This window comes from Acidithiobacillus sp. HP-11 (genome assembly GCF_015100075.1).
Lineage (GTDB): Bacteria > Pseudomonadota > Gammaproteobacteria > Acidithiobacillales > Acidithiobacillaceae > Acidithiobacillus > Acidithiobacillus thiooxidans.
The window spans coordinates 13,451-35,389 of the sequence record NZ_JACKYY010000012.1 but is presented as its reverse complement, the minus strand read 5'-3'; the positions used below and the strand labels follow the sequence as shown (position 1 = coordinate 35,389).

General features: G+C 53.5%; 20 protein-coding genes. 13 read left to right on the top strand and 7 right to left on the bottom strand.

The genetic code is table 11. The features are described 5' to 3' along the window. A complete protein-coding gene (locus H7F08_RS05415) occupies nucleotides 1-621 on the bottom strand; it encodes a glutathione S-transferase N-terminal domain-containing protein (protein WP_024893348.1) in 621 nt (206 codons plus the stop codon). Between the two features lie 293 nt (nucleotides 622-914). Here H7F08_RS05415 and lpxC point away from each other — a divergent pair, with 293 nt between their 5' ends. After that, nucleotides 915-1,829 carry a UDP-3-O-acyl-N-acetylglucosamine deacetylase gene (lpxC, locus tag H7F08_RS05410; RefSeq protein WP_010641253.1) on the top strand — a complete coding sequence of 305 codons (915 nt, stop codon included), beginning with the start codon at nucleotides 915-917 and terminating at the stop codon, nucleotides 1,827-1,829. Here lpxC and H7F08_RS05405 read toward each other — a convergent pair. Then, nucleotides 1,769-2,284, bottom strand: a complete 516-nt coding sequence (locus H7F08_RS05405; protein WP_010641254.1) for a DciA family protein — start codon at nucleotides 2,282-2,284, stop codon at nucleotides 1,769-1,771. The two genes, lpxC and H7F08_RS05405, sit on opposite strands and share 61 nt — an antisense overlap. Before the next feature lie 50 nt (nucleotides 2,285-2,334). Between H7F08_RS05405 and secA the strand changes: the two genes are divergently transcribed. From secA to waaA, 12 genes are read left to right on the top strand one after another with little or no spacing between them, the layout of a single operon-like run. Then, nucleotides 2,335-5,091 (top strand): preprotein translocase subunit SecA, encoded by a 2,757-nt coding sequence (gene secA / locus H7F08_RS05400; RefSeq protein WP_031569544.1) that lies wholly within the window; start codon nucleotides 2,335-2,337, stop codon nucleotides 5,089-5,091. Nucleotides 5,092-5,100: 9 nt separating this feature from the next. Beyond that, entirely contained in the window at nucleotides 5,101-6,327 is a 1,227-nt protein-coding gene (gene argJ / locus H7F08_RS05395) for a bifunctional glutamate N-acetyltransferase/amino-acid acetyltransferase ArgJ (protein ID WP_193640048.1), read from the top strand. Continuing rightward, nucleotides 6,327-7,316 (top strand): Nudix family hydrolase, encoded by a 990-nt coding sequence (locus H7F08_RS05390; protein ID WP_193640047.1) that lies wholly within the window; start codon nucleotides 6,327-6,329, stop codon nucleotides 7,314-7,316. The genes argJ and H7F08_RS05390 overlap by 1 nt, the downstream gene beginning before the upstream one ends. Continuing rightward, nucleotides 7,317-8,285 (top strand): glycosyltransferase family 2 protein, encoded by a 969-nt coding sequence (locus H7F08_RS05385; RefSeq protein ID WP_193640046.1) that lies wholly within the window; start codon nucleotides 7,317-7,319, stop codon nucleotides 8,283-8,285. Continuing rightward, nucleotides 8,285-9,001, top strand: coding sequence for a polysaccharide deacetylase family protein (locus H7F08_RS05380; RefSeq protein WP_193640045.1), 717 nt, complete (start codon nucleotides 8,285-8,287; stop codon nucleotides 8,999-9,001). Before H7F08_RS05385 ends, H7F08_RS05380 begins: the two co-directional genes overlap by 1 nt. Next, nucleotides 8,998-10,074 (top strand): glycosyltransferase family 4 protein, encoded by a 1,077-nt coding sequence (locus H7F08_RS05375; RefSeq protein ID WP_193640044.1) that lies wholly within the window; start codon nucleotides 8,998-9,000, stop codon nucleotides 10,072-10,074. The genes H7F08_RS05380 and H7F08_RS05375 overlap by 4 nt, the downstream gene beginning before the upstream one ends. A 22-nt stretch (nucleotides 10,075-10,096) precedes the next feature. Continuing rightward, nucleotides 10,097-11,197, top strand: coding sequence for a glycosyltransferase family 9 protein (locus H7F08_RS05370; protein WP_193640043.1), 1,101 nt, complete (start codon nucleotides 10,097-10,099; stop codon nucleotides 11,195-11,197). Further along, nucleotides 11,194-12,399: an O-antigen ligase family protein gene (locus tag H7F08_RS05365; protein WP_237747378.1), complete on the top strand. Its 1,206-nt coding sequence runs from the start codon at nucleotides 11,194-11,196 to the stop codon at nucleotides 12,397-12,399. The genes H7F08_RS05370 and H7F08_RS05365 overlap by 4 nt, the downstream gene beginning before the upstream one ends. Nucleotides 12,400-12,401: 2 nt before the next feature. Beyond that, complete coding sequence (locus H7F08_RS05360; protein ID WP_010641271.1) at nucleotides 12,402-13,175, top strand: glycosyltransferase family 2 protein; 774 nt, start codon at nucleotides 12,402-12,404, stop codon at nucleotides 13,173-13,175. Beyond that, nucleotides 13,172-14,233: a lipopolysaccharide heptosyltransferase I gene (gene waaC / locus H7F08_RS05355; protein WP_031569536.1), complete on the top strand. Its 1,062-nt coding sequence runs from the start codon at nucleotides 13,172-13,174 to the stop codon at nucleotides 14,231-14,233. Before H7F08_RS05360 ends, waaC begins: the two co-directional genes overlap by 4 nt. Then, complete coding sequence (locus H7F08_RS05350; RefSeq protein ID WP_024893357.1) at nucleotides 14,230-14,910, top strand: protein-tyrosine-phosphatase; 681 nt, start codon at nucleotides 14,230-14,232, stop codon at nucleotides 14,908-14,910. The genes waaC and H7F08_RS05350 overlap by 4 nt, the downstream gene beginning before the upstream one ends. Beyond that, nucleotides 14,907-16,163: a lipid IV(A) 3-deoxy-D-manno-octulosonic acid transferase gene (waaA, locus tag H7F08_RS05345; RefSeq protein WP_024893358.1), complete on the top strand. Its 1,257-nt coding sequence runs from the start codon at nucleotides 14,907-14,909 to the stop codon at nucleotides 16,161-16,163. The genes H7F08_RS05350 and waaA overlap by 4 nt, the downstream gene beginning before the upstream one ends. Here the strand turns inward: waaA and H7F08_RS05340 are convergent. The 5 genes from H7F08_RS05340 to H7F08_RS05320 all read right to left on the bottom strand — a co-directional run bounded on the left by H7F08_RS05340 (nucleotide 16,160) and on the right by H7F08_RS05320 (nucleotide 21,860). Then, complete coding sequence (locus H7F08_RS05340; RefSeq protein ID WP_031569532.1) at nucleotides 16,160-17,362, bottom strand: MalY/PatB family protein; 1,203 nt, start codon at nucleotides 17,360-17,362, stop codon at nucleotides 16,160-16,162. The genes waaA and H7F08_RS05340 overlap by 4 nt on opposite strands. Next, on the bottom strand, nucleotides 17,359-19,467 hold the full coding sequence (gene ovoA / locus H7F08_RS05335) for a 5-histidylcysteine sulfoxide synthase (RefSeq protein WP_193640042.1): 2,109 nt from the start codon (nucleotides 19,465-19,467) through the stop codon (nucleotides 17,359-17,361). Before ovoA ends, H7F08_RS05340 begins: the two co-directional genes overlap by 4 nt. Nucleotides 19,468-19,559: 92 nt before the next feature. Continuing rightward, a complete protein-coding gene (locus H7F08_RS05330) occupies nucleotides 19,560-20,663 on the bottom strand; it encodes an AbrB family transcriptional regulator (protein ID WP_158006090.1) in 1,104 nt (367 codons plus the stop codon). Beyond that, on the bottom strand, nucleotides 20,660-21,136 hold the full coding sequence (gene trmL, locus H7F08_RS05325; RefSeq protein WP_193640041.1) for a tRNA (uridine(34)/cytosine(34)/5-carboxymethylaminomethyluridine(34)-2'-O)-methyltransferase TrmL: 477 nt from the start codon (nucleotides 21,134-21,136) through the stop codon (nucleotides 20,660-20,662). Before trmL ends, H7F08_RS05330 begins: the two co-directional genes overlap by 4 nt. Further along, nucleotides 21,129-21,860: a ComF family protein gene (locus H7F08_RS05320; RefSeq protein ID WP_235180019.1), complete on the bottom strand. Its 732-nt coding sequence runs from the start codon at nucleotides 21,858-21,860 to the stop codon at nucleotides 21,129-21,131. Before H7F08_RS05320 ends, trmL begins: the two co-directional genes overlap by 8 nt. Nucleotides 21,861-21,939: the final 79 nt, after the last annotated feature.

Here is a 21,939-nt window from a genome sequence, read left to right as displayed (position 1 = left end):
TCAGCGCATGGCCTTCTCGGCAGGGGTCAGGCTGCGTTTGAAACTTTCCATTTGAAACAGGCGGTCCATATATTCCTGGGTAGCCTTGGCCGCTGCTGGCAGGCTGATGTCGAGTATGGGAAGGCGCCAGAGCAGGGGGGCAATGGCACAATCAAGAATGGACAGATCATCGCCAAAAAGAAAACGCTGTTGCGTAAAAATGGTGCTGAGTCCCGCCATGGTACTGCGGATTTGTTCTTTGGCTGTCTTGATTTGTTCCGGACTGAAGCCGGGCTGGAAAAGCGGCGCGAACCAGTCCTGGTCAAAGCGCAGCAGCCCCAGACGAACTTTTGCCCGGGAAATGGGATCAACAGGAATAAGGGGAGGGTGAGGAAAACGCTCGTCCAGATACTCCATAATCAACACCGATTCATGGATGGCGAGGTCCCGGTCCAGGAGGGTGGGAACCTGATTATAAGAATTGAGTTCAGCGAGTTCTTCAGGCTTGTGGGCGAGGTCAACTTCAATGATCTGGTATTCCATTGCCTTTTCTTCCAGAACAAAACGCACGCGGTGGGCAAACACGCAATCGTCGCTGGAATACAATGTCATCAGAGTTTTTTTGCTGCTGGGCGTGGCCATATTTGAACTTCCTTGATCGCAAGTAGAGTATATCTTCAGCATGAAACCCGTAGGGGATTTCATCGGCTCGTTGATTATACATGAGTACCGCATTGTTGGGGTATTTCCATGAGGATAGAGTGTCTGATGGGAAAATATTATTTGTTAATGAATGTCAATAGGCCTTGTCGAGGACTGTGGGTCGCTGTAAACTGCCTGACCAGTCGGTTAGTTGTATAGAGACAACAAAAGTTGTAACCTAAACCACAACTGTATGGGAGGGCGGTCCTGAGGATCGCATAGGAATTAAAATCATGATCCGTCAGCGCACACTTAAAAATATGATTTGGGGCACCGGAATCGGCCTGCACAGCGGCCGCAAGGTTTATCTGGGCCTTCGTCCTGCCCCGATTAACACCGGCATTGTTTTTCACCGGAGTGACATCGAAGGGGGCGCCTGGATCAAGGCTGATCCTCTCCATGTGGTGGATACCCGTCTTTCCACCAATATTGGCGACGGCCAGATTCGTGTGGGCACCATTGAACATCTGATGTCTGCTCTGGCGGGCTTGGGTATTGATAATGCCTATATAGACCTGGATGGTCCGGAAGTGCCGATTATGGATGGTAGCGCGGCGCCTTTTGTTTTTTTGATTCAATGCGCGGGCATTGAAGAGCAGAATGCACCCAAGCGTTTCATCCGTATCACCAAGCCACTGCTTGCCGAAGACGGAGATCGTTGGGTGCGTCTGGAACCTTTTGATGGATTCAAGGTGAGTTTCACCATTGATTTTGACCATCCTGTCGTCAAAAACGGTGGCCAGGACGTGACTGTGGATTTTTCACGCACCTCTTACCTGAAAGAAGTGGCGCGCGCCCGGACTTTTGGTTTTATGCGGGAAGTGGAAACCCTCCGAAAAATGGGCCTGGCTCTGGGTGGTAATCTGGATAACGCCATTGTGGTCGATGATTATCGCATCCTCAATGAAGAGGGCTTGCGTTACACCAATGAATTTGTCCGTCATAAGGTTCTTGATTCCATTGGTGATTTGTATCTGCTGGGGCATCCTCTGGTGGGACATTTTTCCGGGCATAAGGCAGGGCACGCCCTCAATAACAGTCTGTTGCGAGCCTTGTTGCAGCGTCAGGATGCCTGGGAGTTTGCGGATTATTCCGAAAGCTCTGCCCCCTTTTCCTTTGCAGAAAGCTTGGTGGCTTCTCCCGCCTGAGCTTTTTCCAGGGTCTCTGCTAGGCGCAGCATGGCTCGGGCGATGTCTGGCGCCATCTGCTTGCTGCTTTGTTTGAGGGTTTGGGCAGCCTGATCCGCGTAGATTTCAGGTTTTTTCTGTACTCTGGGCTGGGCGGGTAGTTGGGCATGCCAGTGCCTGATGCTGGACTGGATCTGTTGCACCGGATCTTCGGGGAATTCCTTGTTCCAGCGTTTAATCACTTTTTTTTCATTACGCCGTAACCACGCGTGCCAAACCGGACTTTGGCAAAGCACTTGTAAAGTGTTACCCGACCAGGCCACCAGCCAGGTGTGGTCCTGGACTTCCAGGTCGAGCATGGCATTCCAGGCAGGCTGACGTTCCCGCAGCAGGCGGGCATACTGTACGATGCTGCCGACATTACCTGAGTGGCGCAGGGTAAATGGGCGTTGTGGTCGCTGTCGTTTATCATTCATGGGCTTTCATGCTAACCTGCAAAATATTTTTTACCTAGGTTTGTCTATTCATGTTTGGAACCATCATCCGTCATGTGGTTGGTAGTCGCAACGAGCGCCTGATCAAGAAAGCCCGTGCTGTAGTGGCCAGAATCAATGCGTTGGAAGAGCAATACCAGGCCATGGACGATACCAGTCTGGCCGGGCAGACAGCGCTTTTCAAAGAGCGCATCGCCCGGGGTGAAAGCCTCGATGCCTTACTGTCCGAAGCCTTTGCTGTAGTTCGCGAAGCTACCCGGCGAGTGATAGGTATGCGCCACTATGACGTGCAGCTGATTGGCGGATATATGCTGCATGAAGGCAAAATCGCAGAAATGCGGACCGGTGAAGGCAAGACACTGGTCGCTACGCTGCCCGCCTATCTGAACGCCTTGTCGGGCAAGGGCGTGCACGTAATTACCGTCAATGATTATCTGGCCAGCCGCGATGCCCAATGGGTTGCCAAAATACATAATTTTCTGGGCCTTAGTGTGGGCACCATCATTTCCGATCTGGCTACGGAAGACCGGCGTGCAGCTTATGCAGCCGATATTACCTATGGTACCAATAACGAATTCGGCTTCGATTATTTGCGCGACAATATGGCATTCTCGCCTGCTGACCGGGTCCAGCGTGGCTTGCATTATGCGATTATTGACGAAGTGGACTCCATCCTCATTGATGAAGCGCGGACTCCCCTGATTATCAGTGGCCCTACCGAAGAAAATACGGATTTATATTTCCGGGTAGACAAGCTGGTAGGGCAATTTGTCGTCGAGGAAGATTACACGGTTGACGAAAAAGCCAAGCAGGTGATGCTCACCGAGGAAGGTATTGAAAAGGCCGAAAGGCTCATGGCTGAACATGGCCTGCTGACTGAAGATAATCTTTACGATCTGGCTAATGTCACCCTGGTGCATCATCTGAATCAGGCGCTGCGGGCGCATGTCATTTATCATCGCGAAACCGACTACATTGTCCGTGATGGTGAAGTTTGCATTGTGGATGAATTTACCGGTCGTATGATGACCGGGCGGCGTTGGTCCGACGGATTGCATCAGGCGGTGGAGGCCAAGGAAGGGGTCGAGGTCCAGAATGAAAATCAGACGCTGGCTTCCATTACCTTCCAGAATTATTTCCGGATGTACGACAAGCTTTCCGGAATGACTGGTACGGCAGATACCGAAGCGTTTGAACTGAATCAGATTTACAATCTGGAAGTGGTGGTTATCCCGACCCACAAGCCGGTTCGGCGTCTGGATATGGCGGATCTTATTTATCGCACTGCTCAGGAAAAATGGACGGCGATTGTTGAGGATATTCGTGATTGTCATCAGCGTGGACAACCGGTATTGGTGGGTACAACCTCCATTGAGCACAACGAGTTTCTCTCGCATTTGCTCAAGCAGGCAAAAATCCCCCATGAAGTGTTGAATGCCAAGCAACACCAGCGGGAGGCAGAAATTATCGCCCAGGCGGGTACGCCCGGAGCGGTAACCATTGCCACTAATATGGCCGGTCGTGGTACGGATATTGTGTTGGGAGGGAACGTTGGTCATCAGGTAGATATGGTGCTGGCTGATCCGGATATGGATGAAGAACGTAAAAGCGAGCGCGCCGAATCTCTGAAAAATGGTTGGCAAGGTCTGCATGACCGGGCAATTGAAGCGGGCGGTTTGCACATTATTGGTACTGAACGTCATGAATCACGGCGTGTGGATAATCAGTTGCGGGGTCGTTCCGGTCGTCAGGGCGATCCGGGCACCACCCGCTTTTATCTGTGTCTGGAAGATCCGCTGATGCGGATTTTCGGCAGTGACCGTTTGGGTGGACTGATGCAGAAACTGGGGATGAAAGAGGGCGAAGCCATCGAACATCCCTGGGTCACCAAATCCATTGAAAATGCGCAGCGCAAGGTCGAAAGCCGTAACTTCGATATTCGCAAACAACTGCTGGAATATGATGATGTGGCGAACGAGCAACGCAAAATCATTTATCAGCAGCGCAATGCCTTTATGGATGCGGATAATGTCAGCGAAGAAATCCAGTTGTTGCGGGAAGATGTGCTCGATGCTGTGCTGGCAGACCATACCCCCGCCGGGGTCATGGAAGAAGAATGGGATGTTCCGGGTCTGGAGTCGGCCCTGCAGCGGGTGTTCGGGCTGGAAGCCCCCGTTGAGCAGTGGCTGGAACTCGACAAGCGTTTGAACTACGAAGGTCTGCGCAGCAAAGTCATGGGGCTGGTGCAAACGTCTTATGCCGAGAAAGAAGCCTTGATGGGTAGCGAAATGGCGCGCCATTTTGAAAAATCCATTATGCTGCAGGTGCTGGACAGCCAGTGGAAAGATCATCTGGCAAGCATGGATCATCTTCGCGAAGGTATTCATTTGCGCGGTTATGCGCAGAAAAATCCCAAGCAGGAATATAAAAAAGAGTCCCTGGCGATGTTCAACAGTATGTTGGCGCGCATGCGCGAAGAGGTCATCAGTACCCTGTCGCGTCTGCATGTCAGTCCGGCAGCGGAAACCATGGATTGGGACGCCCTGGCGCGTGCCGCCGCACCCCAGCACTTACAGTTTTCTCATCCTGATTTTGCGGCGGAGCCGGGGGCTGAAAATTCAGGCCTGACCGCATTGGCTGGGGGCGTCCTCGGAGAACAGCTGACTGATTCGTCGACTCATTCTTCTGCGCAGTCGCCCCTGATTGCCGATGATAAAATTGGCCGGAATCAGCCCTGCCCCTGTGGATCAGGCAAAAAATACAAGCATTGTCACGGACGCTTACAATAAGGAGCTGCTATGGCTGTTGGCCTTCTTCCTCCCCACGATTTGCTGCCTGTAGCCGGTGTGCGGCTGGCGGTCACCGAAGCGGGCATCCGTTATGCCGAACGCCGTGATCTTACCCTGATTGCTGCGGATGAAGGCACCCAGGTAGCTGGAGTGTTTACGCGGAACCGCTTCTCGGCGGCTCCGGTAGTGGTGGCCCAGCGGCATTTGTCCTCGGGAACCCCCATCCGGGCGCTGGTCATCAATACGGGTAATGCAAATGCGGGTACGGGGGCTGCAGGCTTGCAGGCGGCAGAAGATTCCTGCCGGGTTGTTGCTGTTGCCTTGGATTGTCCTCCAGAGTCGGTGCTGCCATTTTCCACCGGGGTGATTGGTGAGCCGGTGGATCTGGCCGGAAAAATCTCTGCTGCGCTTCCCGCCTTAAAAATACACCTGGATGAAAATCATTGGGAAATAGCTGCTGCGGCCATCATGACCACCGATACCATCCCAAAGGCCTGCTCGCGGCAGATTGATCTGGATGGTCAGGTAGTTACGGTGACAGGCATGGCCAAGGGTTCCGGGATGATTCGTCCGGATATGGCGACCATGCTGGCTTATATGGCTACCGATGCACCCTTGCAAGCCGAGGCTTTGCAGCAGTGTCTGCAGGGCGCCATGGCGCAGTCCTTCAATCGGATTACGGTAGATGGAGACACTTCAACCAATGACGCCTGTATTTTGATGGCGACGGGCAAAATTGCCGCTGAGCCCATTAGCAGGGTGGAAGATTCGCGCTATGCGCCGCTCTGTGCGGCGATCACCGAGGTGGCGCAATTTTTGGCTCAGGCCATTGTTCGGGATGGCGAGGGAGCCAGTAAATTCATTCCTATCCACATTGCGGGGGGGCGCAATGTGGAGGAATGTTTGCAGGTGGCTTATCGCATGGCGCACAGTCCTCTGATCAAGACGGCCTTTTTTGCTTCAGACCCAAACTGGGGACGTTTGCTGGCCGCCATTGGTTCAGCGGGGGTGGATGATCTGGAAGTGGATAAGGTTCAGGTCAGTCTGGGAGAAACGCGCATTGTCCGGGATGGGGCCCGAGACCCTGATTACACCGAGGCTGCCGGGCAGGCGGTGATGGCTGAGGCAGAAATCCCGGTGCGGGTGGATTTGGGTCGCGGGTTGGCGAGCGCGACAATCTGGACCTGTGATTTATCCTATGACTATGTGCGTATTAACGCCGATTATCGCAGCTGATGACCGTCGTTCCTGTAGCCACAGGTATTCTTGAGGACGAAAATGGTCGTCTGCTTGTTTCCCTGCGCCCTGAAGGCAAACCCTGGCCGGGGTTTTGGGAGTTTCCCGGTGGAAAAGTGGACCCGGGTGAAACGCCTGAGGAAGCCCTACATCGGGAGTTATGGGAAGAGATTGGCATCCGGGTGCAGGATGCGGAACCATTTCGAACCCTGGATTATACCTATCCCGAGCGGACGGTGCGTCTGAATTTTTACCGGGTGCGACGCTGGGATGGTGCGGCTCATGGTAAGGAAGGGCAGCAGATTCGCTGGTTGTACCCCTGGGAAATTCCGGCGTTGGAGTGTCTGCCCGCCAACCTGCGGATGACGGCAGCCGTAATGGAAGAATCTTTGCCGCACCCGCCACTATGCCTGATTGCAGATCCGGCCCGTGTGGAGCCCCAGGCATTTGCTCATGCCTGGCGGGAAGCCCTGCGAGCCGGCCTGCAATGGGTGATCCTGCGTTGCAAAAGTCCTGTGGATGGGGACCACGCGAAGTTGTTGGAATCCCTTTGCGCAGAATCCCTGGCCGCAGGTACGCAGGTCTGGCTGAATCATGCTGAGCCTTTGCCGGACTGGCCGCATAGCGGGCGGCATTTGACGCAATCCCAATTGGAAGTTGGCTTGCGCCCTTCGGAGCCCTTTGGTGCTTCCTGTCACAATGCCGGGGAAATCCACCAGGCGGCCCAGGCGGGGGCCCGTTATGCCTTGCTTTCCCCATTGTTTTCCACCCGCTCCCATCCGGATACGCTGCCATTGGGCGAAAAAGCATTTGCCGAACTGGTGGAAACATCGGCCATACCGCTTATTGCCTTGGGTGGGCTAACGGCAGAGCGTGTTCCTGCAGCCATGGCTGCCGGGGCCAGTGGGGTTGCCATCCTCTCGGGAATTCTCGACGCTCCTGATCCTTTTGTTAACACCAGTGATTTTCTGCGCTATTGGAGACCCTGAGTGCCCCGAATTTCCGTCGTGATCCCGCTGTACAACGAAATCGACAACGTCACACCGCTGTGTGATGCCCTGAGTGCGGCGCTGGCGGGAGCAGATGCTGAAATCATCATTGTCGATGATGGTAGTCGTGATGGCAGCGCGGCGGCCCTGGACCGGGAAGCCGCAGCACGCGGAAACCATTTCAAGATGATTCATCTGCAAAGAAATTTTGGCCAGACAGCGGCGATGCAGGCGGGAATTGATGCCGCCCAGGGGGAAGCCATCGTGACCCTGGATGCGGACCTGCAAAATGATCCTCAGGATATTCTCCCTTTGGCTGAGCGCTTGCTGGCTGAAAATCTGGATGTGGTAGCGGGTTGGCGCAAAAACCGTCAGGATGGCCTGTTTTTGCGCAAAATACCTTCGCGTATTGCCAATCGACTCATTCGCCGCTTTACGGGGGTACGTTTGCATGATTACGGCTGTACGCTCAAAGCCTATCGGGCTTCGGTGATCAAGGGGGTGCGTCTTTATGGAGAAATGCACCGCTTTATTCCGGCCTGGTTATCGACTCTGACTTACACCGATCGTATTGTGGAAGTGCCCGTGCGTCATCATGCGCGTGTGGCAGGTAAGAGCAAGTACGGGATTTCCCGAACTTTTCGGGTATTGGTAGACTTATTGTTTGTTAAGTTTTTTCTGGGTTACAGTCAGCGACCCATGCATTTTTTCGGTACCGTCGGACTGTTTTCGCTGTTTATAGGTTCCGGCATGCTGATTTATCTGTTTATTGATAAATTCGCCGAAGGCGCAGAGATTTCCGGTCGGCCCATGCTCATTGCGGGCGTCCTTTTTTTTCTGGGTGGGCTGCAGTTTTTGAATACGGGTATTGTCGGGGAGATGTTGTCGCGGATATATCATGAATCCCAGGATAAAAAGACTTATGTGATTCGCCATACGGTGCATCTTGACCCGGGTGCCGAACCCTGATGGCCGTTCCTATTTTGATGTATCACAATATTGACCGCGCACCCAAAGAGGTGAAATTGCGCGGTCTTTACGTTTCTCCAGAACGATTCCGGCGCCAGATGGCCTTGCTGCATCGCTTTGGTTATCAGGGTTTGTCCATGTCTGCGGCCTTGCCCTATATTCATGGCGAAGCCAAAGGAAAAGTGGTTGCCATTACCTTTGATGATGGCTATCGGGATAATCTGGAAAATGCCTTGCCGGTTTTGCAGCATTATGGATTTACGGCGACCTGTTACATAGTCAGCGCGGCCCTGGGTGCGGACAATGCCTGGGATGCGGCAGAACTGGGCGTACGCAAGCCGTTGATGTCCGCAACAGAGTTGCGGCAATGGCAAGCAGCCGGGATGGAAGTCGGCGCCCATAGTCGTCATCATCCCCGTCTGCCGGATCTGACGGAAGCGGATCTGCTCAATGAAATGGCCGGTTCCCGACAGGATCTGGAAAAATTGTTGGATGTTCCCGTCACGCAGTTTTGTTATCCCTACGGAGCCGCAGGACAACGCGAACGAGAAGCGGCAAAACAGGCCGGATTTTTGGCGGCGGTAACCGTACGCCGAGGGCGCGCCCGAGCGGGGGAGGAGGACCAATTTGACCTTCCGCGCGTCATGGTTGGCGGACATCATGGCCCCCACGTATTTCCCATGCAGATCTGGACAGCGTATGAGGATCGGCATTGAGCACCGGGCGGCGTTTGCTCTGGGTAGGCACAAATCCGGGGGGGGGAGGGACAGAAACCCATATGATCACCATGTGCCGCGCTTTGGCGGAGGGCGGCGTGGACATGCACGCATTTGTGCATCCCCGGGGACATATTGGCGAGGCTTTGTCTGACAGTTTGGTCAAGTTGCACTATGGGATGTTCCGTAACAGTGCCGATGCGCCCGCCATGCGCAAGCTATGGAAAATTATCCGTCATGTGCAACCCGATTGGCTGATCGGGAGTTTCAGCAAGGAATACTGGCCACTCGCCATACTCAGTCGAATGAGTGGATGTCCTCTGGTATTGTTCCGGCATATGGATTTACGCCTCCGACCCAGCACCCGCTGGCTGTTATCCCACTGGCCCTTGCGGCTTTTCGCCATATCCGAATACTTGCGTCGTCGTCTGATAGAACAGGGCATTCCTCCGGAGCGGGTAGAAGTACTCCTGAATCCCATCCATCTGGCAGAATTCCATCGAGATGCTGAAGCCCGTCACAATCGGCGACGCGATTTAGGGCTGACTGATGCGGATTTTCTGTTGGGTTTTGTGGGCGCCTGGCATCGGGGTAAAGGCGTTTTCATGTTGGCCGATGCCATTGATGCCGCCCGCGCACAAAATGATCATGTTCATGGCCTATGGTTAGGTGGTGGAGCGCATGAGGAAGCATTACGCTCCCGACTGGCCAATAAACCCTGGCACCATGTGCTGGGTTGGCAAAATCCGGTAATGCCTTGGTATAGTGTGATGGATGCTTTGGCCCTGCCGTCCATAGAACCCGATACTTTCGGCCGGGTTTGCCTGGAGGCGCAGGCCTGTGGAACACCGGTGCTGGGCGCGGACATAGGGGGTATTCCCGAAAGTTTTGTGGATGGCCAGGGTGGATGGTTGTTGCCGGCTGGAGATGTTGTGCGCTGGGAAAATGCTCTGCTGAGTTTGTTGGCGGATCCGGCGTTGCGAGAAAATTTTGCTGATGCAGGACCTGTTTACGCAACAGGATTTGCCTCAGAAAACATTGCCTGTAAATTTTTGCAGGAGTTGCAGCAATGATTGCTGGTTTTGTGGGCTAAACATGGCGCGTGCTATTCCTGCCAATCCTCGGCGTATTTTACTGATCAAATCCCACAGCGCGGGCATAGGTGATATTCTCCGCAGCTCTGCGGCTTGGGCCGTCCTCAAAAACCGTTGGCCCGATGTCGAGTTGCATTTGCTGTTTTTAACGCGCTGGCCTGGATATCCTAGTGAGGCCTTGATTCGTGAGCATTTCCTGCTTTCCAGTGCACATTTTCTGCCCATGCAGGAAGGGCATTTTTGGGGGATGCGTGGGGTGGGACCTCGAACCTGGAGGCGTTTGTTGCCGGAATTGAAAAAAATTGCAAAGCAGATTCAGCCTGATTTGATTATTGATCATGAGCCTCATGGTTTGGAAACTACCATAGCGGCAAGATGGCTACGTCGCTTTTGCAAGTCAGCCATAGTCGGTGTTAATCAGGTCATGGGGCGTGGGTTGTTGTATGACAGGTCGGGCCCGAGCCTGCAGCAATATGCTAAAAATGAGCAACTTGACTGGCCAATGGACTATACCGAAAGGGACTTCGCAGCGCTGGTAGCACTCGGTTTGCATCGAGAAAATCAATCCATAGTCCTGACGGAAACCTCTGATGGTCGATTATTTCGTGATGAAATGCAGCAGATCTTGCCAAAAGACTTGCCGATAATCGGTCTAAATATTGGTTGCGGTACACCGGATGCCGAACAGAAGCGTCCTGATCTGGACTTATTAGTAATGGCTTTCGGGAGAGCTTATAAAGAAAGCCCGTATATCCTGTTGTTGACAGGTGCTCCCAACGAAAGCTTTATAAACAAATCATTTATAGATAAATATAAAGTAAAATGGGGTAATAATGCGCATATAATAGATATTGCCGGTAGAACATCATCGACAAGCCTTACTGGAGCTATCAAGCTATGTGATGCTTTCGTATCCAGTGATTCTGGCCCTTATCATATGGCAGTGGCCCTGGGCGTTCCGACCTTAGCGTTGTTCAACTTCTCGAGTCCTGAACACTATCATAGTAAAGCAGAGATTTTTTTGTTGCATCAGTCATGCTGCTCTATTACGGATGAAATTTCTACAGAGCTAACCAAAATTTTATTGAGGAAAGCATCGTGAATTGGATAAAAATTCCAGACGGATTGATGTTTTCATTGTATGCTTTACCTTTGTTATTTTTTCCCTTAAGTACTGCTGGCGCTGGTATATCTTCCGCACTCCTTTTGTTAGTGTATGTACTAAGCGGATATTGGCGAGATTGGCGGAAGATTTTCAAAAGATCGTGGTCGTTTCCTTTGTTATTATTGATTGGATGGACCATATTAGGCCTTTCCTGGTCAACGAATATGTTTTTTGGGATGAAAGTGGTTGAGGCTACGGGTTACGGGGTTTTTGCATTTTTGGGGGCTACCTTACCTTGGCAGGAAAAATGGATAAAAATTCTGATTAGAATGTTTATAGCTGGATTGGTGATTAATGCGGTTTTAGCCTTTTTGATGACTTGGCATGTTTTGCCATGGCACAATGTGAACAATCTACCCTACACCGGTTTTGGTGGGCATATATTCATTTCTCTGGCTATTGTCCATGTTTTTTTGTGGATGCTCTGGGATTTCAAGTTTTCGTGGAATTTTAAGCCCTGGTTGAACATTTTGATTGCTATTATACTTTTCGCACAGTTGATTCTGGCGCAAGGCCGTTCGGGTCAAGTGCTATTCATTTTACTGATTCCAGCAGCGATATGGATTCTTTATGAGGGAAGGTGGCGATATTGGCTTTCTCTGGGGGTTTTGGCCTGCGCAATGGGAATGTTGTTCATACCTTCAGTATATGCCATGTTCTCACTTGGTGTTCATCAATTGATTCATTTTAATATTCATGCTGCCGATACGAACTCTAGTTGGGGATTGCGAATAATTGCTATGGTAGGCGGCGTCTGGATGTTTTTTGCCCACCCGCTGTTTGGCGTTGGTACGGGTGATTTTTTGCCAGGTATCACCGCGATGCAGAATGCGCATTTGCTTCCGAAGACGCCTTTGTTCATTATGAACACAGCGGCAAACAGTTATATCAGCGAAGCTGCCGTTTTGGGAATCATCGGTATAGGGGCCTTTTTATGGTTTCTTTGGAGCTTGGCTAAAGAAGCTTGGCAAGACAGGTTGATGCCTCAGAATTGGTTTGCACTGATGTATATAGCTATTTACATTGTTGGTGGCATGTACAATAGTTTAAACTGGGGTTACGCAGATTCTATTACTATTGCCCTAATGGCGGGTTTGCCCCTGCATCAAAGACTTTCTAGCCCAAAGAAAGCCTGCTGATAATGTCCAGTCTGCCTCTTTCCGTCGTTTATATTACCCTGAATGCCGAGAGACATCTGAACAGTTCTTTGGAGAAGGTAAAGACAATCGCTGCAGAAATTGTGATGGTGGACTGCGGCTCCAGAGATCAAACCTTAAGTATCGCCAAAGCCCATGATGTCAGAATTATTTCTCATGCTTGGCAGGGGTTCTCGGCACAACGACAGTTAGCTGTTGATTCTGCCCGCCATGAATGGATATTAATGCTTGATGCAGATGAAATTCTTACCGATGCGGGAATTCAAGCCATTAGTAATGTGCTCTCATGCACTTCAGCGGTGGGATCCTATTTTCTGCGACGTCGCAGTGTATTCCATGGCAGGCAAATTTGCCACGGTGACTGGGCTCATGATCGGGTATTGCGCTTATTTGATCGCCGCTTGGGACATTATGATAACAGCTTGGTGCATGAAGCCTGGCATAGCAGTGCTCCCAGTGATATTTTGCCCGACATTTGTTTGCTGCATTATTCCTACGCAAATTATGCTGAACTACTGGATAAAATGCGCCGGTACGCCATTCTTAATGCCGAACAAGTTCTGCAAAAACGGCGGATCTCACGTGCGTACATGCCTATGACTCATGCATTTTGGGCTTTTTTCAGGGCTTATTTCTTGCGCCTAGGCATTCTCGACGGCGTCGATGGGGCCGCCATTGCCTGGACCACAGCCTTGGGTGCCTTCATGAAATATGCTATTGCCCGTGAAATGCAGTTGCAGGACAAGGAAAATTCGTGAAGTTGCTGCTGCTGCGCCTCAGCTCTTTGGGGGATGTGCTCCATACTTTGCCGGCCATGTCCGATTTGGCGGTGCATTGTCCTGATGTGGAAGTGGACTGGCTGGTGGAGCCTGCTTTCGCTCCGGTTGTTGCCTGGCATCCGAACGTCAAAAATGCCATGCCTTTTTCTCTGCGAGCTCTGAAACAAACACCACTCACTTTTCCTGCCGAACTGCGCCAGCTCCGCAACACCCTGCTTGCGAAGCACTATGATGCGGTGCTGGATAGTCAGGGACTCTATAAAAGTGCATTGCTGGCCCGGTTGGCGGGTGCTCCGGTTTCGGGACTGGCAGCGGACAGTGCCAGAGAGCCTGGGGCTTCCCGCTTGTATCAACAGCGCTTTACGGTTCCCTGGTCCAGTCCTGCCATTGCCCGCAATCGTCAGTTGTTCGCGGCGGCGTTGCAATATCCGCTTCCGGATACGCCACCGGACTTTGCTTTAGCCCCTCTTCGTAGGCAATGGCAGGATCAGTCGTTGGCTGATCCGTTGCTGCAATGGGTAAGAAAGCCTTTTGTCATGGGCTTTCATGCAACTTCTGCCGCATGGAAAACCAAGGAATGGCCGGAACGGCACTGGAGGACACTGGCTTCTCATCTGTGCGTAAAGGGCTTGAATTTATTGCTACCCGCAGCGGACGAACGCGAGCGCCTGCGGGTGGCTAGCATACAGGCGGGTGCTGATAATGTTATAGCGCTGCCCCGTCTGAATCTGGAAACTCTAGCAATCATCATGAGCAAAGCGCAGGCTTTTGTCGGCATGGATACCGGACTGTCTTATCTGGGCAGTGCTCTGGGGCTGGCTGGAGTAACTCTGTATGGACCTACATCTGTAGAACAGTTAGCCCATGGAGGTGAGCAACAGATCAATCTCCAAAGTCCACAATCCTGCGCCCCCTGCGGCAAAGCCCGCTGTCCGTTGCCCGAGGCGCAAAATGGCCGGATACTTTGTCAGGAGGCGCTGGAGCCTGATCAGGTCTGGGCCGCTTTATCTTCCCTGCTGGAGTCGTCCGCTTCATGAATCCGTCCCTCAGGCTTTTGCCGGAAGAGCGTCGTCGCTATCGTCGCCATCAATTCTGGAGCGATCACGGCATCTTTCGGGAATGGTTTTATGCCAATTTCCATGAAATGGCACCGGGTGTATTTCGTTCGGCACAACCTTCGCCCAGGCAGTTGCGGCTCTGGCATAAGCGCCATGCTCTCCGGGCGGTGCTGAACCTGCGGGCCCCAGCGCCTCGGGAACCCCATTACCGTCTGGAACAGGAAATTTGTGACGCTACCGGAATGCAGCATATTGTTCTGCATGGTTTCGGTTCCCGGGATTTACCCGAAAAAGAGCGTTTGCTGGCGGCCATGGATTTATTAACAGAGCTCCCTAAGCCTTTTTTGTTGCACTGCAAATCGGGGGCAGATCGGGCCGGGTTCATGAGTGTCCTGTACATGCATCTGGTCTTGCAGCAGCCCATTGCGGAAGCCCAAAAGCAGTTGCGCTTATGGCCCTTTGGTCATATCCGTCATGCCAATACCGGGATTCTTGACTGGTTTTTCGCGAGTTACCGACTGGCTCTTGGCAATGAACCGGGACTGACCCTGCGCCAGTGGGTAGAGCGCGATTATGACCGTGATGCGCTACTGAAGAGTTTCCGCCCCTGGTATCGTCTGGATTGGCTGACCGATCGTCTGCTGCGTCGCGAATGATGAATCGCCGTATTTACGCCGGATTACTTGGCCTTTTCAGTCCGTTCCTGCTGCTATTCACCTTATGGCGCGGCTGGCGTCGTCCGCCTTACCGGGAAAGATGGCGGGAACGCTTCGGCTGGGGAGAAATGCATCAGGATCGCCCCCTATGGATTCATGCGGTGAGTGTCGGAGAAGCGATTGCCGCCATCCCGCTGGTGCATGCCCTGCAAAAGCGCTATCCCGACATTCCCATTCTGCTGACCAGCACAACCCCAACGGGTGCTGCCATCGTCGCTCAGCGTCTGGGTTCGGCAGTGCGCCAACACTATATGCCCTATGACACTTCGGTAGCTGTAAGACGGTTTTTGAAGCGTCAGCAGCCGCGCCTTTGTCTGATTATGGAAACGGAAATCTGGCCGAATTTATGCTATTGGACGGCCCGGTTTTCTATCCCGCTATTATTGATCAATGCGCGCTTGTCGCCGCGTTCGCTGCGGGGATATGGACGTTTTTCGGGTTTGTTTCGCCCAGCGCTGGCCTCCATGACGGCGGTGGCGGCACAAAGTCCCGAGGATGCCGAGGCTTTCAAGAGTCTGGGCGCTTCCCGGGTCCTAGTCATCGAAAATATCAAGTACGATCTTCCTGAACCTGTGGATGCCCTGGAAAAGGGACGCATCTGGCGGCAACATCTGGCCACCCGGCAGGTTTGGGTGTTTGCCTCCACCCATGCTGGTGAGGAAAAAATAGCAATAGCGGTACTCGAACATTTACGCGTGCATTGGCCCCACCTTCTGCTGGTGCTGATTCCCCGGCATCCCAGCCGATGCGATGCCATAGAGGCGGAGCTGCAAGCGGCCGGGATAGGGTTTGCGCTGCGTTCCCGGGATGTTGAAGTTGAAAGTAAAAACGTCTTGCTGGTCGATACCTTGGGTGAAGTGATGGATTTTTATGCAGCAGCGGATCTGGTGACGGTCGGCGGCAGCTTTGTCCCTGTGGGTGGACATAATCCGTTAGAGGCGGCGGTATTGTCCTGCCCCATTATTTTTGGTCCACACATGGAAAATTTTCGGAGTATTGCGCGGGATATGCTGACTGCTGAAGCTGCCGTTCAGGCTGATGATGCTGAAGCCCTGGAGGCCCGGTTGGAGCACTGGCTGCGCCAACCCGAGGATGCCCAGGAACAGGGAAAAAGAGCTTTGGCCCTTGTCCAAAAGCAGCGCGGTTCTCTGGAAAAGATCATGCAGCTTCTGGAAGAACTGGATTTGTCCTAGAGCTGGCAGCGGACCGAGAGGCTTTGCAGCGACTTTGGTCCGCGCCACAGAGCGCTCCGCAAACGCAATAATCCTTCCTCCAGGACCCTGCGGGGTGCTGCAAAATTCAGACGTACAAAACCCTCTCCGCCCGGCCCGAAACTGGGTCCAAGATTGAGCCCGAGTCCGGCCTTGAGCAGGCTTTTCTGAATGTGATCGTCGTCGCCATAAGCCGCCACATCGAGCCAGGCCAGATAACCGAATTCCGGAATGCGGTAACCGACTTCCGCCAGTTCCCGGCGCAGGAATTCCTGAATGAATTGTGCATTGGCAAACAGGTATTCCCGCAACGCCGTCTGCCATTCTGCGCCCTGCTGCCATGCACTGGTCATGGCCGTCAGGGCGCAGGCATTAGTCTGATGAATCTGGCTGCGATACAGTTCATCCCGAAAAGTCTGGCGTAATTCGCTATCCGGAATAATGGCAATTCCGCCGCCAATGCCGGCAATGTTGAAACTCTTGCCCGCCGAACTCAGTAATACAGACCGGGCTGCAAGCTTTGCAAAGGGCGTGTGTTGCGCATAACTGAGGTCGGCGTGAATTTCATCGCTGACAACCAAGCAGTCGGCCGCCTTACAAAGCCGGGCCAGACGCTGAAGTTCTTCTTCCGTCCAGACCCGTCCCACCGGGTTGTGCGGCGAACAGAACAACAGCAGACGAGATCGGCTTAAGGCCTTTTCCAGAGCCTGCCAGTCGATATGGTAAGTAAGATCCTTTTCCTTTTGTAAGGGCACGAGGAGCAGCTCCCGACCATTTTTCCGCACGGCGTTCATAAAGGGAGGATAGATGGGCGGCATAACCATGACGGTGTCGCCAGGTTGAGTAAATGCCCGCACGGCTGCAAATAAGGCCGGTACCACTCCGCTGATGCTTCCCGTCGCGCCGGGTTCCGGGCGCCAGCCATGACGTGCAGCCATCCATTCGTCGGCTGCACGTAACATGACCGGCCCGTCACTGGGATATCCAAAAATCGGGTGCTCCAGACGTTTGCGCAAGTCCTGGATGATAGGGTCGGGAACAGCAAAATCCATATCGGCAACCCACATGGGCAAAACCTCGCCGCCGAAGCGATGCGCGGCTTCATCCCATTTTACGGAACCGGTGCCCATACGCGGAATAACGGCATCAAATGGCGAGACCAGATCATCATGATTTTTCATAGGCGTTCCCAGAGGGTAGCTTGCGCGATACTGTGCTGATATTTGCGTGCGGTTTCGCGGATGACAAAGGGAATATCCAGCGGGCTTTCTTCCCGAAGCCGGAAATGGGGCGACAGAATTTCTTTCAGGGCCGCCAGGGTAGTGAGATTTTCGCCATCTCTTTTATAGCCACCGAGCCATTCACTGCGTGCGGTATATTCTTCCAGCCAGGTGTAAGGTGAGGTGATGAGCAGGATGCCGCCCGGTACAATGCGCTCCCGAATATCCTCCAGAAATTTGCGGGGATGATGCAGGCGATCAATGAGATTGGCTGCGACCACCAGATCATAGTCCCGATACAATGGCTTGAGATTGCAGGCGTCGGCCTGGAAAAAATGGACATGGCCCGCAGTTTCCCGCAGACCCAAGGCCGCCAGATCGATGCTCTGATAACTCCGCAAGTCCCCTTCTTCAACCAGGGTGTAGGAAAAATGTCCGCGCTCACGAAGTTGTACACCGACACTGATGAAGCGCGCCGAGAAATCCAGTCCAGTCACATCCGGGCAGTGTTTTGCCAGTTCAAAGCTGCTCCGCCCCACCGCGCAGCCAATATCCAAGGCCCGGCGCAAAGGTTTACCCGCCATGGCTCGAAGCGCCAGTTCAGCGACCGCAGCCGCAAAGTTAGGTACTTCATAATAGCTGCGTCCATAGTGAAATTCCGCATACTGGGAGACTAACGCGTCGCTTTCATAAATGGGTACTTCAGGAACGGTGTTGGTTGAGGTGACATAACGGAATCCGGCATGCTGAAAAAAATGCCGGCGGAAGGCATAACGTGCTTCCTGCTGCATTTCGTTACCCAGGCTGATAAATGATCCCCCTTTCATCAGATTATGCTGCTGATCAAAAGTCGGCACCGTAAAATCGTCGTACACCGGATGGACTTCAAAGCCTGGAAAAGGATAAATCGGTGTGCTGGTCCACTCCCAGACGTTGCCCATCAAATCGTAAAAATCGCCCTGAGGAAATGCATCCACCGGACAGGGAGAGCAGCCGGCACTCAAGCCAATATTGGCGGGGACCTTATCTTCCCAGCCATCGCTGTCACTCAAAGCACTGAGATTGCGCAGATGGCGCCACTCGTCCTCACTGGGAAGACGCAGGTTTTCACCAGTTTGGGTCGATTTCCAGCGACAAAAAGCCGCTGCCTCCAGAGCGTTCACTTCAACCGGCCAGTTCCAGGGCATGGGCCGCTCTGCGGCGATCAGACGCAAGCGCCATCCTTCAACATCGGGCACCCAAAATGGCGGATGTTCAGCGCGACTGAAGCGCCGCCAGCCATCGCCTTCTTCATCCCACCAGTCGGGATTGTGGTAACCACCGTCTTCGACAAAGGCAAGAAACTCCTGATTACTGACCAGAAATTTTGCGGCAGTAAAAGGCTGCAGTTCATGTTGATGGTTCCCGTACTCGTTGTCCCAGCCATATTGGCGGTCATCTTTTGCCTTGCCCAGCTTGACCAGACCACCGGGCACGGGCAGCAGAGCGTTTTGTGGGGCCGTGCCAGCCTGATCCCAGGGTGCAAAGGCGGCTACCGGGCTGACCCGGGAAAGTGGCAATTGGCGCATCAGGACCGAGCTGGTTTCCAGATGAATGTTTTCGTGTTCAATACCCATCAGGATGATCCACCAGGGTGAATCCCAGGTAATGGGGAGAGTCAGGGGTAACTCCGAAATGAGTCTATCCACCATTTTCCGTACCTCCTGGCGATAAAGGCGGACGGCTTCAGGGGTAGGCCAGTCGTAATGGGTTTCGTCCAGATCATCCCAGGACATTTCATCAACGCCGACGGCAAATACCGATTCCAGATGCGGGTCGAGACGGGCTTCAATCAGTCCCGCAAATTGCAATTTGTTCACATAAAAAGTAGCGGTATGCCCGAAGTAAAAAATCAGGGGATGCCGCAGAGGAATAGCTTTTTCCACCCAGGCAGCAGAGTCCTGCAAGTGATCAAACAAGGATTCATACAAGGAGAAGGTTTCATGGAAAACCCTGCGAATTTCTTCCCGTTTTTGTTCAGCATTCTCACCGTCCAGACGAAGTGGAGTAATGCGTGTACGCGCCATGATTGCTCCTTTTAAGTCATTTCTGTTTGTCATCCCTAGTCTAACACAAGATACCGTCCGGTCGGATGCTTGGGAAGGGCCTGCAAGCAGGCTCAGGTGTTGCGCGCAGGGTCGAGCAATTTGCGCGCCAGCGGCGGCATGATCAGCAGCATCATCAACAAGCGAATGAGGTGGGCACCGAGGACAAAAAGGACATTACCGTGAGCTGCCATGCTGACGGCAACCGCTGCATACAGGGCACCGGGTGCGGTCGCCAGATAACCATCCAGATCACTGACGCCGACCAGATGCGCCAGGAGAACACCGAGCAGGGCGCAGCACAGGTTCAGAACGAGAATAATGAGCAAAGCACGGGGAATCAGGCGTAAGTGCAGACGAAGGCGGCTTATGGACAATTGCAGCCCGGCTTGCCAGCCAATCAGCAAATAGGCAGCTTCCAGAAGCGGACCAGGAAGCGCCCGGGTTGGATTGACGTGAAGCAAGGTCAGCAGGAGAGTGAGCAGCAAAGGCCCCAACAAATAGGGCGCAGTGATATGGATTTTTCGGGCCAACCAGATACCGAAAGGGGCTCCCGGCAGCAGCAACAGGAGACTTCCTGCCCAGGATGCGGGTAAATGCGCGCCCGCCAAAGTCGCCGTATTTGCGCTGTGATCATGAAATACAAAAAGAACCACCAGAGGCAGACTGATCATGACCAGAATGACGCGCAGGTATTGCATGATCGCCACCAGTCCCACATCGGCCTCGAATTCCTGGGCAATGGCGGTAATCCCGGCGGCCCCTCCTGCAGTCATGGACAGCAGACCGGTACTGGCTTTGATCTGCGTCCAGCGGCTGAAGAGCAAACCAGAAGCCAGGCTCAAAATCAGGGTGCCAGCTGTTACCAGCAATATGGGTAGCAGATGGGCGGAAATGGCCTCCAGCGCAGCAGTCGTAAACATCAAACCAATAGCCATGCCCAGTATGGCTTGCCCGGCTCGGGAAAAATGACGGGGATAAGCCAGATTCCCGAGACTGTTGACGGCGATTCCAGTAACAACACCGGCAAACAGGGCTGCGGCGGGAATCTGCCAGAACCCGAATAAAACGCTCAGCAGGACACTGCCCGCAACCAGCAATATCCACCGCCCCGTTATGCCGGAAACGGCGCCCGTAAGTTGTGCCAGAAACGTGTGCTCCCCGGGTTTGCTTTTCAAACGCCGCCCTTGAATCCCAATTGCCGCCATGCTTCAAATACCCCAACAGCACAGGCATTGGAAAGATTCAGGCTACGCTGTCCCGGACGCATGGGTAAACGCAATACTTGACTGGTGGGAAGACTCTCCAGAATCGGTGTGGGCAGACCACGCGTTTCCGGTCCGAACAGCAGGGCATCGCCTTCCTGAAAAGCTACTTGCTGATACAGGTTTTTTCCTTTGGTACTGAATGCAAAAATACGTGCTCCATGCAGCGCGTTCAGGCAATGTTGCCAATCCGGATGCCGCAGCACCTCGGCAAATTCGTGATAATCCAGTCCCGCACGGCGCAGGCGACGATCATCCCAGGCAAAACCCAAGGGCTCCACCAGATGCAGGCGCGCGCCGGTGTTGGCGCAGAGCCGGATAACATTGCCGGTATTGGGCGGGATTTCCGGCTCATAAAGGATGACGTGCAAAAAAGTTTCAGGCATGGGCAGGGACCGTTTCGCGTAGGGCGCGGGCCAGAACCCAGACATCAATACGCTGCACACCCACACTTTTCAATAACTCGGCAATTTGCCCCGCTGTTGTTCCCGTCGTCATCACATCATCGATAATGGCCACATGGTCGGGCAATTTGCCCCGCATGGTGAAGGCAGAATCCAGATTCTCACGCCGGGCGGCCGCGCTCAGTCCGGTCTGGTGACGAGTATTCCGACAGCGTCGTAACACGCCAGCTTTTACCGGAATACGCCAGCGCTTTCCCCAATAGCGGGCCAGCAACAGCGCCTGATTGTAGCCGCGCTCGCGCAGTCGTTTGGGGTGCAGAGGCACGGGTAGCAAGCATGCGGGATGCGAAGGTGGCTGCGTGCCCCAACTGTCTGCCCAGGTCGTCGCCAAGGCGCGGGTCCAGTCCAGACGCTGGTGGAATTTCCAGGCGAGAATGGCAGCATTGAGGGGTTCAGCATACACAAAAGGCGTGTAGACATGGTCGTACTGGGGCGCTTCTACAGAACATACCGGGCAGTCACCGTTGGCCAGGAGCGGCAATGCACAATAACTGCAACGGTTTTCCGGCAGGCGTGGCCAATCCCGGGCGCAGGCCTCGCAGAGGGCAGTACCGGGCACGCCACAGGCGCGGCAATGTTCCGGGAAAAGCCACTGAGTGAGTTTTCGCCTGCTTTGAGAAAGCTGTTGCAGGGAGAAGCGGGGCAAGGGAATCCGTACACCTTTTGCGAAAGTGGGAGGCTGCAGTTTATGGATTCTGGCGCTTCGGGCTGACATTGACAAGGTA

What these genes read in the sequence shown, in the direction of transcription:
- H7F08_RS05415 (WP_024893348.1), bottom strand. Translation starts at nt 621, where the DNA reads ATGGCCACGCCCAGCAGCAAAAAAACTCTGATGACATTGTATTCCAGC.
- lpxC (WP_010641253.1), top strand. Translation starts at nt 915, where the DNA reads ATGATCCGTCAGCGCACACTTAAAAATATGATTTGGGGCACCGGAATC.
- H7F08_RS05405 (WP_010641254.1), bottom strand. Translation starts at nt 2,284, where the DNA reads ATGAATGATAAACGACAGCGACCACAACGCCCATTTACCCTGCGCCAC.
- secA (WP_031569544.1), top strand. Translation starts at nt 2,335, where the DNA reads ATGTTTGGAACCATCATCCGTCATGTGGTTGGTAGTCGCAACGAGCGC.
- argJ (WP_193640048.1), top strand. Translation starts at nt 5,101, where the DNA reads ATGGCTGTTGGCCTTCTTCCTCCCCACGATTTGCTGCCTGTAGCCGGT.
- H7F08_RS05390 (WP_193640047.1), top strand. Translation starts at nt 6,327, where the DNA reads ATGACCGTCGTTCCTGTAGCCACAGGTATTCTTGAGGACGAAAATGGT.
- H7F08_RS05380 (WP_193640045.1), top strand. Translation starts at nt 8,285, where the DNA reads ATGGCCGTTCCTATTTTGATGTATCACAATATTGACCGCGCACCCAAA.
- H7F08_RS05370 (WP_193640043.1), top strand. Translation starts at nt 10,097, where the DNA reads ATGGCGCGTGCTATTCCTGCCAATCCTCGGCGTATTTTACTGATCAAA.
- H7F08_RS05360 (WP_010641271.1), top strand. Translation starts at nt 12,402, where the DNA reads ATGTCCAGTCTGCCTCTTTCCGTCGTTTATATTACCCTGAATGCCGAG.
- H7F08_RS05350 (WP_024893357.1), top strand. Translation starts at nt 14,230, where the DNA reads ATGAATCCGTCCCTCAGGCTTTTGCCGGAAGAGCGTCGTCGCTATCGT.
- waaA (WP_024893358.1), top strand. Translation starts at nt 14,907, where the DNA reads ATGATGAATCGCCGTATTTACGCCGGATTACTTGGCCTTTTCAGTCCG.
- H7F08_RS05340 (WP_031569532.1), bottom strand. Translation starts at nt 17,362, where the DNA reads ATGAAAAATCATGATGATCTGGTCTCGCCATTTGATGCCGTTATTCCG.
- ovoA (WP_193640042.1), bottom strand. Translation starts at nt 19,467, where the DNA reads ATGGCGCGTACACGCATTACTCCACTTCGTCTGGACGGTGAGAATGCT.
- trmL (WP_193640041.1), bottom strand. Translation starts at nt 21,136, where the DNA reads ATGCCTGAAACTTTTTTGCACGTCATCCTTTATGAGCCGGAAATCCCG.